Source organism: Desulfitobacterium sp. LBE, assembly GCF_007830365.1.
GTDB lineage: Bacteria > Bacillota > Desulfitobacteriia > Desulfitobacteriales > Desulfitobacteriaceae > Desulfitobacterium > Desulfitobacterium hafniense.
The window spans coordinates 3282487-3297999 of record NZ_VLKD01000001.1; the positions used below are offsets into that span (position 1 = coordinate 3282487).

A 15513-nucleotide genomic window follows, 5' to 3' on the forward strand; every position below is an offset into this window, starting at 1 on the left:
CCTGCCTCCTTAAAACTGCTGCAAAAAGCGCAAGTCGTTATCGAATAAAAGCCGCATATCTTCAATGCCGTACTTCAGCATGGCGATCCGTTCTACACCCATACCAAAAGCAAAGCCTGTTAATTCTTTGGAGTCATAGCCGCCCATTTCCAGAACCCTGGGATGAACCATACCGGAGCCCAGAATCTCAATCCAGCCGGTGCCTTTACAGATCCGGCAGCCGGCTCCGCCGCAAAGCATGCAGGATACATCCACCTCGGCACTGGGTTCAGTGAAGGGGAAGAAACTGGGACGCAAGCGAATCTCCCGGGACTCCCCAAACATCATTCTTGAGAAGCTTAAGAGGATTCCTTTAAGATCCGACATACGAATCCCCCGATCCACCATCAATCCTTCCACTTGATGGAACATCGGCGAGTGGGTGGCATCATCATCATTCCGATAGACTTTACCCGGACAGATGATCTTCACCGGAAGTTGAGGCCGCTGCTTCTCCATCGTTCGTATCTGAACCGGTGAAGTCTGAGTCCGTAAAAGGATCTCTTCCGTTATATAGAAAGAGTCCTGCATTTCCCGGGCAGGATGATCCTTAGGCAGGTTCAATGCCTCAAAATTATAATAATCACTCTCAATCTCCGGACCTTCAGCAATCTGGAAGCCCATCCCTAAAAAAATCTCTTCGATTTCTTCGATGACCTTGGTCAAAGGATGCTGATGTCCCCGGGGCAGACTTACTCCAGGCAGACTAATATCCAGCTTTTCCTCTTCCAGCTGTTTCAGCATAGCCGCTTGGGACAGCTCTTCCTCACGACGAACCCAGGCCGCTTCCAAGATATCCCGCGTTTCATTGACCACCTGACCAAAAATCGGCCGCTCTTCCGGGCTTAAGCCGCCCATCTTCCGCAATTGAGCGGTGAGGGAGCCTTTTTTGCCGAGAACCTTAACCTTCAGCTCCTGCAGTGCTTCCAAAGTCGAGACCTGCTGAAGCTCTGCCAGTGTTTCTTCTTGAATACGATGAACTTCCTGTTTCAACGAAAACCCTCCTAAGTTAAGATTTAACCTTTGACTTAATCCATCCTATATAAAAACAAAAATTCTCATCCCTATAAAAGGGACGAGAAATAACTCCCGCGGTACCACCCTGGTTCAGCTCAATGATGAGCCGCAGCTTCCTTCTCCGCTAACGGTGGAGACCGGGTTTACCTAATTCTTAGTTCAGCAAACCACTCACAGGGGAAATTTAACACCTCCGGCATCAGCCGGAACTGAGGACTCCTCTTGGTTAAGCTTTCAGTCTTAGGCTTAACCTCCCTGAAAAAGAAAAGCTCCTTTTAACCTGATCATTGCATTTTCTTATTCATTGCCAGATTGTTGTTCAGAGTGTACTGCCTATACAGCAAGTAGGCATTTGGGGAACCGGTTGCCTCAAAAATCTTCCATAACCACTCTGCGGGTGACATGGTTAAGCCCACCTTTCGGCCTGGATTCTTAAACCTGTTCATTGAAATTATAGCACCACCCGCGGCCGTTTACAAGAAAACCTGGTCCAAAAGCCGCTATTTTCAAGTTGTTGAGGTCATTCTGCGCCTTACTTCATAAAGAATAATTCCTGTTGCCATCGCCACATTGAGAGATTCCACCTGATGGCTCATCGGGATAGTAATCCGCTTCACCCCAGGGCCCTGAAAGGCGGCGGAAGGTCCGTTTCCCTCATTGCCCACAACCAAAGCCATCGGCTGCGCAAAATGAGTCTCATAAAGATCCGTTCCCTCAACATCGCCGACAAAAACAGGAATCTTATGGCTCCGGCACACCTTAAGAATCTCCTCCGGCTGGCAATGGGTGACTATGTTCAGAGAAAAGATCGCTCCCATGGTGCTCCTCAGCACCTTAAGATTATAGAGATCCACGGTTCCTTCCGTCAGACAGACTTGAGTTACCCCTGCAGCCAAGGCCGTCCTCAGTATCGTTCCGCAGTTGCCGGGATCCTGAACTCCATCCAGGATCAACAGCATGGGTATGGCACTCCTGCCCGCCGGATTAACTATTTCTATAAAATCATCCCAGGTCCACCTGGACTGCTTAACAACGGCCAGAATTCCCTGAGGATTTTCCGTATCGCTCATTTTGCGAAGCACCCGTTCATCCACTTCGATAACCGGTACCCCTTTAACTTTCAGGGCCTCCGCCAGCTGCGGCCATGATTCATTTTTGCATTCAGAGCAAAAGAACACCTTTGTCAAATGAGCACCCCGGGCAAGGCCCTCTTCCACAAAGCGCCAGCCTTCGATCAGAAACTCACCGTTCTCCTCACGGAACTTCCGCTTATGGAGATTGACCACATATTTGACTTGCTCATTCTGCAAGGAGGTCAGCATATCATCACCCCAAACCCCTATGTAAAAAGGGTGCCTCAGCACCCTTTGATGTATTCTTTACTTCGCACTCACTTGAGCTTTCGCTACATTGACTAATTCGGTGAAAGCTGCTGCATCATTGATAGCCAGATCAGCCAACATTTTACGGTTGACGGATACTCCGGCTATTTTCAGGCCGTTCATCATCCGGCTGTAGCTTAATCCGTTCAGACGGGCAGCTGCATTGATACGAGCGATCCATAATTTACGGAAATCACCTTTTTTATCTCTGCGGTGAGCATAGGCATAAGCCAAGGACTTCATGACTTGCTCATTAGCCGGACGGTAGAGCTTGCTCTTTGCTCCACGGAACCCTTTAGCAAGCTTTAATACTTTTTTATGACGTTGATGCTTCGTTACCCCTCTTTTTACACGGGCCATAGCGAAGACCTCCTTACATGTTAATCTCTGTCATCTTCTCATCTCTTATCTGCCCGGCTCATGCCGAACAAAGCTTGTCTCACAATGCGCCCCGACCCTGCCAATCTTATAGATAAGCAACTAAGCGGGCAATGCGTTTAGCATCGGTTTTGTGCATAACAGTACCTTTGCGCAGATTACGCTTACGCTTTGGAGATTTCTTCTCCAGGATATGGCTTGTAAAAGCATGATGACGAACAATTTTACCCGTACCTGTTTTCTTAAAACGTTTCGCAGCTCCGCGGTGAGTTTTCATTTTTGGCATTGGGATATCCCCCTCTCGTGTTAGTCGTGTTTCACAGGCGCTAAAATCATAATCATATTGCGTCCTTCAAGCTTGGGATCACGCTCTATATTAGCCTCAGCTTTACAAAACTCAGCTAGACGCAGGCATAAAGTTCTTCCCAGTTCCGGATGGGTAACCTCCCGACCACGGAACATAATCGTGACCTTAACCTTATCCCCATCATTTAAAAAGCGTTGGGCATTGCGTGCTTTGGTTTCGAAGTCATGGTCCTCAATATTAGGGCGAAGCTTAACTTCTTTGATTTCCATGGTCTTCTGTTTTTTACGGGCCTCTTTATCCCGTTTGGCCTGCTCATACTTGTACTTACCATAATCCATGATCTTACAAACAGGCGGCTTAGCAGTTGGCGCAATTTCCACTAAATCCAGAGATTTCTCAGCAGCAATCCGTTGAGCATCTCTAAGCTGGACAATCCCCAATTGCTCTCCCTCTTCCCCGACAAGACGAACTTCCCGGGCCCGGATTTCGTCGTTAATCCGTAAATCCTTGCTAATAACGAACCACCTCCAAAAAAAATCACACAAAAAAGACGGGCAGAGTTCCACCCGTCTTCCATACAAATCATGAGCAAGCACAGCGGCTCAGGACCCGAAGATACCTCATCGACTCAAGCCATGAGGTGAGAAGCGGATGGCTTCTACTTGAACATTAACATTATATTGGGTTCTGAGGTGATTGTCAAATATAATTTATTCTGCCATGATATTCTGATAAATACTGTTCAGTCCCGGTTCTTCCAAACGCAGATCAAGTACTTTCAGCATCCCATCCATTACAGCTGTTATGACTTGGGTCTTCTTGTCTTTTGGACAATCAATGCTTACAGTTTTTTCTTCAAGCTGAAATGTTTTAATTCGCTTTCCCACGAGTATTTCCTCTAAATCAACCGGAATCACAGCAAGATCTATTTTTATTTTCGTGGGCAGACCCAACCTATCCTGTAATTCTGCCAAGCTGCCTTGAGCAATCATTTCCCCGCGATTCATAATACCAATCCGCTGGGCCAGTTCTTCCACATCATTAAGATTATGTGAGGAAAATAAGATGGTTGTCCCTTCCTTGTTCCAGTTCCGAATCATTGCCTTTAATTCCAGGATGCCGATAGGATCCAACCCGGTTGTGGGTTCATCCAATACAAGCAAATCGGGCTTGTGGATAATAGCCTGGGCCAAGCCTAATCTCTGCTGCATTCCTTTGGAGAAAGTCCCCACTCTCCGGTGTTCTGCTTCCCTTAACCCAACTTGTTCCAACACCTCTTCACATCGTTTCCTGGTGATCCCTTTTAATTTGGCGTAAAACGATATCGTCTCCCATGCCGTTAAATTATCATAAAAATTCATTCTCTCCGGCAAATAACCTACCCTTTTCTTAATCTCCTTATTCTTGGCATCATAATTTAACCCCTCAATTTCGATCATCCCGGCGGAGGCTTTTACTAACCCTAGAATCATTTTTATTAATGTTGATTTTCCGGCCCCATTGTGCCCCAACAAGGCATAGATTTCCCCTTTTTCCACTGTTAAGTTAATATCCTTAACGGCTTGAAACGGACCATAAAACTTCTGGGCATATTTCACTTCTAAAGTATTGATAACTTCCATAGGATCCCCTCCTAATAATCCTGTTTGCGGCCGAACAAAATTGCCGCAATCAGGAGAGGTATGATCATCCAAATCAGAAGGGCTCCATATAATAAAAGTTCCCCCGATCCCTGAGTGAGCATCCTCGTCAAAGCGACCAGCGTAGGTCCAAAGGTTTCTTCACCGCCAAGCTGCAAAATGACCAGTACACGTACCATATCGGCCGGATTAGCCAGCAGAAGCAGCAGCAATAAGGGGATAATAACAGATACATTGGATAAGCCCGCCACCCCTATAGCTAAAAAATCATAAACTAAAATCATTAAAAACCAAATAAAAATCCCCAAACCGATCCCCTGAGCTCTTCGCGAGACGATGACAGAAATGAGTATAGCGATACTGAGGAATACCATGGCTAAAATCATAGATAAGCTTACAAACATCAGATAATCCGTAATATTGATGGACCCTGTTTTCCAGGCGATCACGACTCCCGCCCCACCAAAGCCAACCAGAATAGAAGCAATTAAAGCCAGGGCTAAACCGCCGAACTTGCCGATAATGACTTCAGCTTTATCAATGGGCTGGGTGAGGAGAACGTGAAGGGAGCCGGCTTCCTTTTCACCGGCTACCGTCGCCGAGCCCATCACAAGCGCAATCAAGGGCAGCAAATACAGCACCAGATTCAAAAGGCTGGCCGTGACCCGGTTAAATCCCTGCTGCCCACCAACCCCAAGACTGGACAAACCAAAAAAAGAAACCAGAAGGGCGATTAAAGCAAAAACCACGGTAAATGTACCCAACCATTTACTGCGTATGGATTCCAATAGTTCCTTTTCTGCTATGGTCACTACATTGATCAGCTGCATCTAATTTCCCCTCTCTTCCCGCATTTCTCCTGTATCCAGGTCCTGGACATTAAAATCTTCCTGATTAAATTCTATATCCAAGCCGATGGTTAAGGGCTCTGTCAGAACCTGTTCCCAGGTCAGCTGTTTCCCTCCCACCTCTTGGGCAAATTTCCGGGCCGTCTCCTCGGCTGCAAAGGCTACGATTCCAAAACTCATAGGAGTATCGATCCGGCCTTGTACATAAAAGGCCTCCTGGGCCTGGATCCATTCCATGTTCTGGAAATCTTTGACATAAGTGGCTAAAATACTATCCTGTGCCCCCGCTTCCAATCTTCGCATAAAGATCGACATACATCCTATATCATCAAAAATCTCAACTTGCCCCTGACTGTCAATAATCTGGGCCGCAAAATGCTCATCAATGACACTCATCCTGCAGACGGGGCAAATATCAATAGTAGGGTCAATTTCCCGGGGAGTCCCGGCAGCGTCTCCTGACGAACATCCTGTAAGGAATAAACACCAGAGAGAAAGCAAAACCACCATTATCTTGCGACTCATTTTTGGCCTCCTCTCAAATAATTCTCCACCCGTTTAATGCCCTGGGAACTCACCCCAAAGGCCCGGGCGGTTATCATCCCTGCTATGAGGAGCATAAGCAGGGAATAAGCACCAAAGACCTTATTGGAAACCTGATTCTTCTCGATGTGAAACTGCCCATTAATCTCTATCGCCACCGGCTTGATTAAAGGATATGCATCTTCAGCTTTAGGGATTTCTATAACCGGAAACATGTTTTCGGCAAACTCCAAAGCTTTAGCAGCGGGACTGTTTAAGAAAAGACGCACAGCAGGCGCTTTATTCATTAAATAAGTAAAAATATCTCCTGTCAGATAGGGCGTATCACCTATCCCGTTCTGATCCAGATCGAATCCCCGATAGTCATTCCAATAGTTGCCCGTCCCCTCCTCATAGAACACATTCCCCTCCCCAATCCTCCCTGCCCGGAAAGCGATCTGCTCCATATTGTCCATAAAATTATTTTCTGTAAATGTATTGAATCCCGAACTGGAAATCAGATCGATGCCGATATCGTTGGCGGCTACCAAATTATTGCGGAAGGTATTGTGGTAGGACACATCGAAGAGCGCCCCCCTGGTATTGCCGAAAAAAACATTCCCCTCGGCCAGACAGTCGTTGCAATTGGAAAACAGCACTCCGAAAGAGCGGTGACCACGGTTATAGGCGAAAACATTCTCACGGAAGGTTATTCTTTTGGAGTACATGGGGGCCGCTCCGGCCACATTATTGGTCGCAATATTTCCCTCAAAGTAATTATCATCAGAATACATATAGTGAATGGCGTAGCGCACCCCATCAATATGGTTATACAAAAGCCGATTATCGTGAGCATAGTTGAAGTAGATGCCATCCCTGGTATCCGTAATCTCATTATTCTCGATCAAATTATGGGATGCTGCAAAAAGATGAATTCCGTCACCGCTCTCCCCTTCAAAACTAGGCAAAATGTCATAGGTGCCGGCCTCCCCAGCCTCGTCTTTTTTTGATGCTTGCAGCTTATTTTTGGCAGGTCTGCCGATAATCGTATTATTGCGGAGCGTATTATGAGGAGATTTCAGCAGATACATCCCAAAGAGATTATTGGTCAGCTTGTTATCTTCAATGACATTGCCGGCGGAATAGAGCTTGATCCCCGCATCGGAGTCCTGCAATCTTTTGCCGCTGCCCATGACTTGAAACCCTTTAAAGGTCACTCCATCCCCTTTAATGCTGACCACATCTCCTTCACCTCCCCCATCAAGAATCGGCATACCAATTCCGATGAGGGATACCGCCTTATCGATCACAATCTTTCCCACGTAGGTCCCGCTATAAACATGAATAGTATCCCCGGGAGCAGCCCTTGCCAGGGCAGATTGAATACTCTCCGCCGAGCCGCCTCCTTGAACTTCCAGGGTAGCGGCATGAGCTGATAACGGAATGATCCACAGGAAAAGAAACAGACTCAGCCAAAAGCAGCGCCTATTCTTTTTGCTTTTCATGTTCCTTAAACCTCCAAGCAGCCAGCAGCATCAGGATAATGCTCAGTCCCAGCAAATATCCGCCTGAATTAAATCCTGTGTAGGTAATAAAATTGGCAAGCTTATTGGTGCCGATAATCGGCGGGGTGAAGGGATCGATCTTAATTGCCGCCATGGGATCCAGCTGGGTTCCATAATCCCGCAGCCAGCGCCATAGGTCATACACCCCGATCATGCCTCCCACAGCACCCAGACCGGCGGTCAGCCAGGCAAGCCACCTTTTTTTCACCAGGGCGGTAATAAGAGCCAGGCCAATGATCACATAGGCAACTTTAGTAATAACCTGAAATTCCGGGAAATCTTCTTCGCTGATCCACTTCATGCCGATATAGTGATTAATATTATTGATAATATCGATGCGGCCATCCAGTTTGTCCGGATAGACAATCACGGACAAACCCTCCGGATATTGGGGTGCCACCAAGTCTAAATGCCACCAAGGCAAAAAGAGAGAGGCTAAGAGAATTAAGCCGGCAGCACCAAACATGATTCTCCCGATGAGATTAAGGTTTCCCTTGAAAAGCTTTCTTACAAAATCCATGGTTAACCGCCTTTCCTATCGATTAGGGGGGGAGGGATCCCTGAGCAAGGATCCCTCTCGATTCTTCTATAAAGCTCTGGAGAGCTTTATAGGCCTTTTGGTTTGACAATAAACCAGCCCTGCATTTCCTGATGGAGGGCCGAGCAGAAGTTGGTGCAATAGAAAGGATAGACTCCCGCTTTATCGGCGACAAATTCAAATTTTATCGTCTCACCCGGTTGTGCTTCCGCATTAAGGTCATACAGACAAATACCAAAGCCATGGGTGATATCCTCATCGAAATCCGTATTGGTTAAATACCAGGTCACATGATCCCCTTCATTGACCTCCACATGATCCGGGTAATAGCGGCTGCGGAAGCCCATTTGATAGACTGTGACATTGTTGCCATCCCGTTCAATGCGGGCATTTTCTTTCTCATAGACAGCACCCGGCTGACTGGGATCCTTCTCAAAAACTTCCCAGGTCGTAATCTTATCGGCTTTAATCATCTGAGCGAAGTGAGGCTCAGGATCTGTGGGAACATCCATTAAGATTTTCATCTTATCCGTGGTTAAATCAATCAGCTGGGCGCTTTCGGGATGGGATGGCCCAACGGACAAGAACTTATCCTTGGCCAGCTTATTTAAGGAGACCAGATACTTGCCGTCCGGAGAGACAGTGTCTCCCTCAGCAGCACACAGATGACCCGGGCAATAATGTACCGGAGTAACGTCGACAACCTCAAAGGTGTCCAGACTCCATTTGGCAATAGTACTGTCGATGAATAAGGTGGTATAGGCATAACCGTTGCCGTCAAATTGAGTATGCAATGGTCCTAAGCCCACCGGCACTTCCGCCACTCTTACTTTCTCGTAATTGACAACCGGGAAACCTCGTTCCTCGCCCTGGAAGTCTTTGTTGTCAATGCATTCCTTGAATTTCTCAAAGCTGAATACGGTAGCTACCGGAGCCACTTTTCCGTTAGCAATAAAATACTTTCCATCCGGTGTGACATCCACACCATGGGGGCTCTTCATAGCCGGGACCAAGTAGACGGAGCCCGGTACATCCAGGGGATCAATCATTTTGACGCCATCAACTATTTTGTATTTTCCTTCATTGGCCGCCTGTTCAAGCATTTTCCAATTTAAAGCGACCACATAATCCATTTCCCGCTGGGAGGCATTGACCTCCAGCAGCTCATAGGCCTCCTCAGTATTATAGGTCGTCAGAAAGGCCCAGCCCTCACTGTCCAGCTTACCGGCATCCGATAAATCGAAGGACCAGGGGGGCATCAGCACTTCCCACCCCACGCTCATCTCACCATTATTGGGGTCGATAGCTACCGCTGCTAAAACACAATTATAATCTTTTGATAAATTCTCAATGGGAGAATAGGTCCCATAGGGTATCGGTCCGGCAAAGCGGGACCCCAGCATAAAGTATTCGGAGTTAGGTGTCATAAATACAGCGCTGTGTGGTCCATAAATATTAGGAATATCCAAAATTTGACTAGTCCTGAAGGAATCCAGATCGATCCGGGCGGCCCTGCTGTTGGCATTATCATTGACAAAAAGCCAGCGCCCGTCATAATCTCCCTTGGTCTCGCTCAAAGCAGGATGATGGACATCCCCCCAGCTCCATTCGCCAAGCATTTCCTTGGATTCCGTCGTCCAGCCATACCCCACGGCGGACTCGGGGGTAAATACCGGAATTGTTCTAATTCGCCGCATGGATGGCACACCATAGACGAAGACATTACCGGAATGGCCCCCTGAGGCAAACATATAATACTCATCCAGCTGACCGGGTGGCACATAGGTTTTCAGAGCCGCCTGCACCACATCGTCAGGCACTCCGTCCACAGATATATTTTTCCCGCCGAAGGCAGCAGCCGCCTCCGCCTCGGGATTAAGCTGGGCGGATAAGTAAACAGCTATGACCAGGCCAACCAGCAGCCCTGCCAGGGACAATACAATCTTCTTAAACAGTCCTTTTTCCACTTGCTAAAAACCTCCCTATACATTTGCATTATTATATTGCCGATATCGCTCTTTACTCCGGGTTATTGGTATTTTCCGTACTTTCATTCTCCTCACCGGCTGGTTGCTGGGCCGTCTCTCCGCCGGCTGCCGTTAATAATTCGAGAACCTGATTTTTTTCATCATCTGTAATATCCATTCTGACAAACATCTCAGCCATTGTCCCTTCCGGTTCTTGTAAAAACTCAGCGAGGGTCTTTCCAAAACGATCCGGCACATCCCCATACGCCTTGGTAAGATCGGGACCGGTCACACCGCCGGCTATTCCGTAATAACTGACTTCATGGCACTGGGTGCAGCCTTTTTTTAGAAAGAGCTCTCCTTCTCTGGCTGTTCCTGAGGCACCGCTGGGCTCGCTGCTTTGAGTCCCTGCAGACTGCTGAGGCTGCAAACCTGATGCATAAACCAGCTTAGCCTCACGATCATCCGGCAGCACATAATGGGGTGCTGCAATTACACTCCCTGTGATCCCTACCAAGAAACCCATCCCCAGCCAGATGCAAAAAATTGAAAGCAAGTGAAACGATGGATTATTCCGCCCGTTTCCCGTCATTGATTCACCCCCAAACGCGTCCAACTCCTAATCCACAATAAAGAAAATCTGACAGTGTCAAAAATGCAAGGCAATATACGTTAAAACCACCATTAGGATCAGTACGATCTCCGCTCCGATAATAACCCATGGCCTTTCTTCAGGCCGGCGGGATGTACTTTTATCCAGCCATGGCAATAAGATGACGCCTACAACCAGAAGGGCCGGAATCAGCAAGCCCAAAAGCTGAGGGACAATCTTTAATAGACCAAAAAGCCACATAAAATACCAATCCGGTTCAATATGGGCAGGGGTCATGACAGGATTGGCCGGCGGCCCCAAGTCCTTGGGGATTACTCCAGCCAGAAAGAAAACAACGCCAAGAATACCAAGGGCTACACTCACTTCAGTGGTTAAATGGTTTGGAAAAAAGGGTACCGTATCCTTATCCAATTCCTTTTTATTGATGTCCATTATCATCACCTCCTACAGTGGACCGGAAATCCCCTGTTTACGAATCATTAAAAAGTGCGCAATCAGCAACACTATGACAACCACCGGCAGTACTACGATATGGATAATAAAGAACCTCATCAGGGTATGGTCCGTAATCTTGGTTCCGGCCTGGCCCAGCAGCAAGAGCTGATCACCGACGATAGGAATTGACCCCAATATCTTGGTGCCGATAATTGCCGCCCAGTAACCCACCTGATCCAGCGGCAAAAGATAGCCTGTGAAACAGAATAAAATAACTAAAAGCAGCAGGAGCACACCCACTACCCAATTGAACTGACGAGGCGGCTTGTAGGCGCCGGTAAACACAACCCGCAAGAAATGCAGAACCACCATAATCAGCATCAGGTTAGCCGCAATGTTATGAACCGAACGCAAAGCTTTGCCCATGAAAACTTCATCATTGATAAACATCACGCTCTGATAGGCGCCTTCCATGGTCGGGTTATAGTAAACCGCCAGCACGATACCTGTAACAACCTGAACCAAGAACAACAGAAAGGAGATCCCGCCAAAACAGAATATGAAATTACGGGCATGCCTGGGGACAGGATGTTCAGCGATTTCCTTAAACATGTCTTTTACTCCGACCTCTTTAGGTTCAATCGCCACGCTAAACAACCTCCCTTTGCACCATGACATAACCATCTTCCACCCAGGCCCTTAAACGGGTTAAAGGTTTGGGCGGCGGTCCCTCCAGAACATTCCCGTCTTCATCGAATATGCCGCCATGACAAGGGCATTCAAAGCGTTTCTCCGCCTCATTCCACATTACCGTGCAGCCGAGATGGGTGCAGACCCTGGAAAAGGCCCGATATTCATTGCCTTTTTTGAAGATCATAGCGGGAAGGCCATCATAGATGATTTCTTTGGGCTTCTCCAAAAGTTCATCTTCCTTGAGAATTGCCATTCGCGGAGGAAGGGGCCTTAAGGCCTCGGGGGGACTGATCATCTTTCCTACTGCAACTGCGGGGGTTCCCACACTCAAAACCAAGGGTACCCCGGTCATGATGCCGAGGAATTTGCGTCTTGATATTTCCCCTTTATTGTTGTTCTCCATTTTCCATACCCCCTTTACGGTCCAGAATCAAAACTCTCCATGTATAAACTGAAAAAGCGGCTGCAAAGCAAATTAACCCCATAAAAATGGCTACCCAATAGGCGTTTCCTGCTGCCCAGCTCCTGGCGATCATGAAGACCAGAGTTATGGCCGCCCATATTCCCAGTGCCAAAACCACAAAACCTTCCTTATCCCCTTCTTCATTAAAAAAACTCATACTTTAATCCCCCATTCCTCCTTAGAACCCTACTTTATCTGGGGTAAGCTTCCTCCAAATACTGAAGAATCTCTGCTTCCTCTTCCTCTTGCATGAAAGCCCCATAGCCCTTCATCAAGCCAATAATTTCCGGCCAAGTGGAAGAACCTTGATAATTCTGCACAGTATCCACGGTATGGCAGGCTGTGCAGGTCGACTGAAAGGTAAGATATCCTGCTTGCCCTGCGGCCTCTGCTTTTTCCGGAAGAGGAACAGCATAGGATGCAAAAAGAGCAAATCCCATTACCAAACCAACGACAACCATATTGAGCCCTAAAGCCTTGCTTAATTTTCCGGTGACCAACCCCCGCAAATGATTCAACCTCCTTTGTCCATCCTCTAAGAGGAGCAAATTTCCTTGATCAAGCCTTAATGTCTTTAGAAGGCGAAACAGGGAGCTTTTCCTGGAAGACCGCAACCAACCCATCAATTATTGTCAAACTTCCCAGGACATAGAGAACTCTGGCGGTGGTATGGCACTCCATCGGGTTCATGCAGACGCCAATTCCCAGATTTGTAGGCAGGATAATTACAGCACACCCCAAAATCATCAGCACACCACCCAAGGCTTTTTGAGCGGGAATGGATGTGTTGAACAGATAGATCAAGGAGACCAAAACAACGACTATGCCTAAAAACACCTCCCCTTGGCCTGTATAATGGCAGCGCATATGGGTCATCTTGCCTGAGGTTAGTTCCAACAATCGTTGACAAACCGGGGCAAGCTGGAACGGAGTCAAGGCGGTCAATAGACCCAGCGCCGCCCCCAAACCGCCAATAACCTTAGTTACTTTTCCGTTCAAAAGTTTAACCTCCATTCATTTAACCTCACCATCACTTGGATAGCGCCTATCCTGAGCTATAAACGGCTCCCTTTCCCAAAATCTTTTCCTGTAACTGCCCCTGACTTAAGCTATAAACCCGTCCGGCATAAACCGCTAATTGCGGATCGTGAGTAGCAACCACAACAATCTTCTTTTTTCCGGCCTGCTCCCCCAGCCACTTTCCCACAAAGTCCTTTTTCTCCTCATCAAGTTCCGCCGTGGGTTCATCAGCCAGAATCACCTCCGGGTCATTAGCCAAAGCCCTGGCCATAGCCACCCGGCGCCTCTGGCCGCCGCTTAACTGATAAGGTAAAAAATCAGCCCGTTCCGTCAACTCCAGCTGTTCCAGCAAAAGCTCAACCGTTTTCTTTTCCGTCCTGCCATCCCTTGCTTTCCCTCCCTGAATCCAGAAAGGAAGCATGATATTTTCCTTGACGGTCAAGGTGGGAAGCAGATAGCACGCCTGGAACATGAAGCCCATCTTCCGATTTCTCAATTCGGCTAACTCTTTTTCCCCATAGTGGAGGAGGGAACGCCCGTCTATATCCACCTGTCCTTCCGAGGGTCTTAACAGGCAACCCAGGATAAACAACAGCGTACTCTTGCCACAACCTGACGGCCCATAGAGCACGAGAGAATCCCCGCTCCTCATAGTTAAGTCAATGTTTCTTAGGGGGGTAACCTGATCTCCCGTCCCATCCCGGTAGTAGTGTGTAATGTTTTTTAACGATATTTCCATAGTACCCCCTACCTCAGCTCTCCTTCAGTTAGAGCGGTTACGGGATCCAAGCGTGACGAACTTCTGGCCGGCCAGAAGGCGGCTAAACAGCAGATGAGAAGAACAAAAGCGATAATCCCCAAGCCAGCGGCACAAAGCTGAGCCGCCCCAGGCAGCATGAAGGGGAAGGAGCTGTGCTTGCTCAGGGACTTTGCCAGATAAAGAACCAAGCCATATCCAGCCAGGCATCCCATGACTGCAGCCGCCAGTCCGCTGCAAAGGGTTTCCAGCATGACCAGCTTAAATAGGTTCCCTCTTTCCGTTCCCAGTGCCCGCAACAGAGCCAATTCCTGCTGTCTCTCCAGTACCAGGGAGGAATAGCGTGACGCCAGGGAGGCCATGGTAATGCCGCAAATAATGACCACCAGCAAACGCAGAATTTCTTTAATCACGAGCAATTCTTCTTTAAGTTCGGAAAATAATTTCCCTGCTGCCACGCTTTTAATTCCACTGATCCTATCGATAGCTTTGGCAACTTGATTCGGATCAGCCCCATCTTTTGTTTTAATCAATACCGACGAAACCAACTGTTCCGGGCTCCCGGCCTCCTGCCAATATTCCTGTAAATAGGGACTTTTTCCGGCCAGTCTCCGGGCCGTTGCAATGGGCACAAAGATCGTGTCGTCAATACTTCCTCCCATGGGTTCCAGGTAACCGGCAACATCAAAGGGTTCAGCTAAAACCACCACCCGGTCCCCTAGAAAAGCAGGCACATTCCCGCCCACAATAACCTCCGTGTTCTTTAAATCCCTGCCCACTCCCTTCGCCAATAAGTCCCTGATCAGAAAGTCCGTCTGTGGATCATAGCCAACCAGCCGGTATTCTTCCGGAAGGCTGCAACAGCCCTGATTAAGCGTCTGGCTGAAGAATTGTGCCGATATGGCTTCCACACCGGGCACCTTCTCAATCTCCTTCAATACTTCTGAATTCATATAGATATTGGCAGGAGCCCCGGTAAACAGCACCTGACCTGGTTCAAGGTGGGCATCCGCCGGTATAGCCATAACATCCGCTCCCAGATTATCGACGGCACTTTGGCCCCCTTTCTCAATGCCCCAGACCAACAGTATCCCGGCTGTCAGGGCGGCAGCGCAGGCTACGACGACAAACAGGGTGAGCCCCTGCTGCCAGAGCCGTCTTTTGGCATTCCGCCAAATTAGTTTTGCAAACATCATTTCACCTCCATGCCCAATGTTGCCTAGTGCTAAGACTATACCTTTGTCATCGAGAAGCTTGAGAAGATTGTTACTAAATTCGTTTTTGCAATTATTGTGCCAACAAAACTAAAACTGCTTATCAGCAGCTATG

General features: G+C 47.9%; 20 protein-coding genes and 1 other annotated feature. All 20 genes read right to left on the reverse strand.

Annotation, left to right across the window (positions count from 1 at the left end; all coding sequences use genetic code 11):
- Nucleotides 1-9: 9 nt before the first annotated feature.
- A complete protein-coding gene (gene pheS, locus DESLBE_RS15535; protein ID WP_015942635.1) occupies nt 10-1032 on the reverse strand; it encodes a phenylalanine--tRNA ligase subunit alpha in 1023 nt (340 codons plus the stop codon).
- A 530-nt stretch (nt 1033-1562) separates the two neighbouring features.
- Complete coding sequence (locus DESLBE_RS15540; protein ID WP_015942634.1) at nt 1563-2378, reverse strand: RNA methyltransferase; 816 nt, start codon at nt 2376-2378, stop codon at nt 1563-1565.
- 57 nt (nt 2379-2435) lie between these two features.
- Nucleotides 2436-2798: a 50S ribosomal protein L20 gene (rplT, locus tag DESLBE_RS15545; protein ID WP_005808209.1), complete on the reverse strand. Its 363-nt coding sequence runs from the start codon at nt 2796-2798 to the stop codon at nt 2436-2438.
- 106 nt (nt 2799-2904) lie between these two features.
- Nucleotides 2905-3102: a 50S ribosomal protein L35 gene (gene rpmI / locus DESLBE_RS15550; RefSeq protein ID WP_005808207.1), complete on the reverse strand. Its 198-nt coding sequence runs from the start codon at nt 3100-3102 to the stop codon at nt 2905-2907.
- A gap of 20 nt (nt 3103-3122) precedes the next feature.
- A complete protein-coding gene (gene infC / locus DESLBE_RS15555) occupies nt 3123-3638 on the reverse strand; it encodes a translation initiation factor IF-3 (RefSeq protein ID WP_026198832.1) in 516 nt (171 codons plus the stop codon).
- Between the two features lie 21 nt (nt 3639-3659).
- Nucleotides 3660-3793: a sequence feature (ribosomal protein L20 leader region), on the reverse strand.
- 40 nt (nt 3794-3833) lie between these two features.
- Nucleotides 3834-4745 carry an ABC transporter ATP-binding protein gene (locus DESLBE_RS15560; RefSeq protein WP_015942632.1) on the reverse strand — a complete coding sequence of 304 codons (912 nt, stop codon included), beginning with the start codon at nt 4743-4745 and terminating at the stop codon, nt 3834-3836.
- 11 nt (nt 4746-4756) lie between these two features.
- Nucleotides 4757-5593, reverse strand: coding sequence for an ABC transporter permease subunit (locus DESLBE_RS15565; RefSeq protein WP_005808202.1), 837 nt, complete (start codon nt 5591-5593; stop codon nt 4757-4759).
- On the reverse strand, nt 5594-6136 hold the full coding sequence (locus DESLBE_RS15570; RefSeq protein WP_015942631.1) for a nitrous oxide reductase accessory protein NosL: 543 nt from the start codon (nt 6134-6136) through the stop codon (nt 5594-5596). It lies immediately after the preceding gene.
- Nucleotides 6133-7638 carry a NosD domain-containing protein gene (locus DESLBE_RS15575; protein WP_144677476.1) on the reverse strand — a complete coding sequence of 502 codons (1506 nt, stop codon included), beginning with the start codon at nt 7636-7638 and terminating at the stop codon, nt 6133-6135. Before DESLBE_RS15575 ends, DESLBE_RS15570 begins: the two co-directional genes overlap by 4 nt.
- A complete protein-coding gene (locus DESLBE_RS15580; protein WP_015942629.1) occupies nt 7619-8218 on the reverse strand; it encodes a hypothetical protein in 600 nt (199 codons plus the stop codon). Before DESLBE_RS15580 ends, DESLBE_RS15575 begins: the two co-directional genes overlap by 20 nt.
- An 86-nt stretch (nt 8219-8304) precedes the next feature.
- A complete protein-coding gene (gene nosZ, locus DESLBE_RS15585; RefSeq protein WP_011458974.1) occupies nt 8305-10203 on the reverse strand; it encodes a Sec-dependent nitrous-oxide reductase in 1899 nt (632 codons plus the stop codon).
- A 52-nt stretch (nt 10204-10255) separates the two neighbouring features.
- Nucleotides 10256-10795, reverse strand: coding sequence for a hypothetical protein (locus DESLBE_RS15590; RefSeq protein ID WP_015942628.1), 540 nt, complete (start codon nt 10793-10795; stop codon nt 10256-10258).
- A gap of 57 nt (nt 10796-10852) precedes the next feature.
- On the reverse strand, nt 10853-11248 hold the full coding sequence (locus tag DESLBE_RS15595; protein WP_015942627.1) for a cytochrome b subunit of the bc complex: 396 nt from the start codon (nt 11246-11248) through the stop codon (nt 10853-10855).
- A 12-nt stretch (nt 11249-11260) separates the two neighbouring features.
- Nucleotides 11261-11929, reverse strand: a complete 669-nt coding sequence (locus DESLBE_RS15600) for a cytochrome b N-terminal domain-containing protein (RefSeq protein ID WP_172625442.1) — start codon at nt 11927-11929, stop codon at nt 11261-11263.
- Nucleotides 11901-12347: a Rieske 2Fe-2S domain-containing protein gene (locus DESLBE_RS15605; protein ID WP_005808186.1), complete on the reverse strand. Its 447-nt coding sequence runs from the start codon at nt 12345-12347 to the stop codon at nt 11901-11903. The genes DESLBE_RS15600 and DESLBE_RS15605 overlap by 29 nt, the downstream gene beginning before the upstream one ends.
- Nucleotides 12331-12564 (reverse strand): hypothetical protein, encoded by a 234-nt coding sequence (locus DESLBE_RS15610; protein ID WP_005808185.1) that lies wholly within the window; start codon nt 12562-12564, stop codon nt 12331-12333. Before DESLBE_RS15610 ends, DESLBE_RS15605 begins: the two co-directional genes overlap by 17 nt.
- Nucleotides 12565-12598: 34 nt before the next feature.
- Nucleotides 12599-12916 carry a cytochrome c gene (locus DESLBE_RS15615; RefSeq protein ID WP_015942625.1) on the reverse strand — a complete coding sequence of 106 codons (318 nt, stop codon included), beginning with the start codon at nt 12914-12916 and terminating at the stop codon, nt 12599-12601.
- Nucleotides 12917-12965: 49 nt separating this feature from the next.
- Entirely contained in the window at nt 12966-13421 is a 456-nt protein-coding gene (locus DESLBE_RS15620) for a DUF4418 family protein (RefSeq protein ID WP_015942624.1), read from the reverse strand.
- A gap of 31 nt (nt 13422-13452) precedes the next feature.
- Complete coding sequence (locus tag DESLBE_RS15625) at nt 13453-14166, reverse strand: ABC transporter ATP-binding protein (RefSeq protein ID WP_011458970.1); 714 nt, start codon at nt 14164-14166, stop codon at nt 13453-13455.
- Nucleotides 14167-14174: 8 nt separating this feature from the next.
- Complete coding sequence (locus DESLBE_RS15630; RefSeq protein ID WP_015942623.1) at nt 14175-15377, reverse strand: FtsX-like permease family protein; 1203 nt, start codon at nt 15375-15377, stop codon at nt 14175-14177.
- Nucleotides 15378-15513: the final 136 nt, after the last annotated feature.

Excerpts from the sequence above, each read along its gene's own strand:
- DESLBE_RS15630 (WP_015942623.1), bottom strand. The coding sequence starts at position 15,377 with ATGTTTGCAAAACTAATTTGGCGGAATGCCAAAAGACGGCTCTGGCAG.
- rpmI (WP_005808207.1), bottom strand. The coding sequence starts at position 3,102 with ATGCCAAAAATGAAAACTCACCGCGGAGCTGCGAAACGTTTTAAGAAA.
- DESLBE_RS15590 (WP_015942628.1), bottom strand. The coding sequence starts at position 10,795 with ATGACGGGAAACGGGCGGAATAATCCATCGTTTCACTTGCTTTCAATT.
- DESLBE_RS15560 (WP_015942632.1), bottom strand. The coding sequence starts at position 4,745 with ATGGAAGTTATCAATACTTTAGAAGTGAAATATGCCCAGAAGTTTTAT.
- DESLBE_RS15600 (WP_172625442.1), bottom strand. The coding sequence starts at position 11,929 with ATGTCATGGTGCAAAGGGAGGTTGTTTAGCGTGGCGATTGAACCTAAA.
- DESLBE_RS15570 (WP_015942631.1), bottom strand. The coding sequence starts at position 6,136 with ATGAGTCGCAAGATAATGGTGGTTTTGCTTTCTCTCTGGTGTTTATTC.
- DESLBE_RS15595 (WP_015942627.1), bottom strand. The coding sequence starts at position 11,248 with ATGGACATCAATAAAAAGGAATTGGATAAGGATACGGTACCCTTTTTT.
- DESLBE_RS15625 (WP_011458970.1), bottom strand. The coding sequence starts at position 14,166 with ATGGAAATATCGTTAAAAAACATTACACACTACTACCGGGATGGGACG.
- DESLBE_RS15610 (WP_005808185.1), bottom strand. The coding sequence starts at position 12,564 with ATGAGTTTTTTTAATGAAGAAGGGGATAAGGAAGGTTTTGTGGTTTTG.
- DESLBE_RS15575 (WP_144677476.1), bottom strand. The coding sequence starts at position 7,638 with ATGAAAAGCAAAAAGAATAGGCGCTGCTTTTGGCTGAGTCTGTTTCTT.
- DESLBE_RS15620 (WP_015942624.1), bottom strand. The coding sequence starts at position 13,421 with ATGGAGGTTAAACTTTTGAACGGAAAAGTAACTAAGGTTATTGGCGGT.
- rplT (WP_005808209.1), bottom strand. The coding sequence starts at position 2,798 with ATGGCCCGTGTAAAAAGAGGGGTAACGAAGCATCAACGTCATAAAAAA.
- DESLBE_RS15605 (WP_005808186.1), bottom strand. The coding sequence starts at position 12,347 with ATGGAGAACAACAATAAAGGGGAAATATCAAGACGCAAATTCCTCGGC.
- DESLBE_RS15580 (WP_015942629.1), bottom strand. The coding sequence starts at position 8,218 with ATGGATTTTGTAAGAAAGCTTTTCAAGGGAAACCTTAATCTCATCGGG.
- DESLBE_RS15540 (WP_015942634.1), bottom strand. The coding sequence starts at position 2,378 with ATGCTGACCTCCTTGCAGAATGAGCAAGTCAAATATGTGGTCAATCTC.
- DESLBE_RS15565 (WP_005808202.1), bottom strand. The coding sequence starts at position 5,593 with ATGCAGCTGATCAATGTAGTGACCATAGCAGAAAAGGAACTATTGGAA.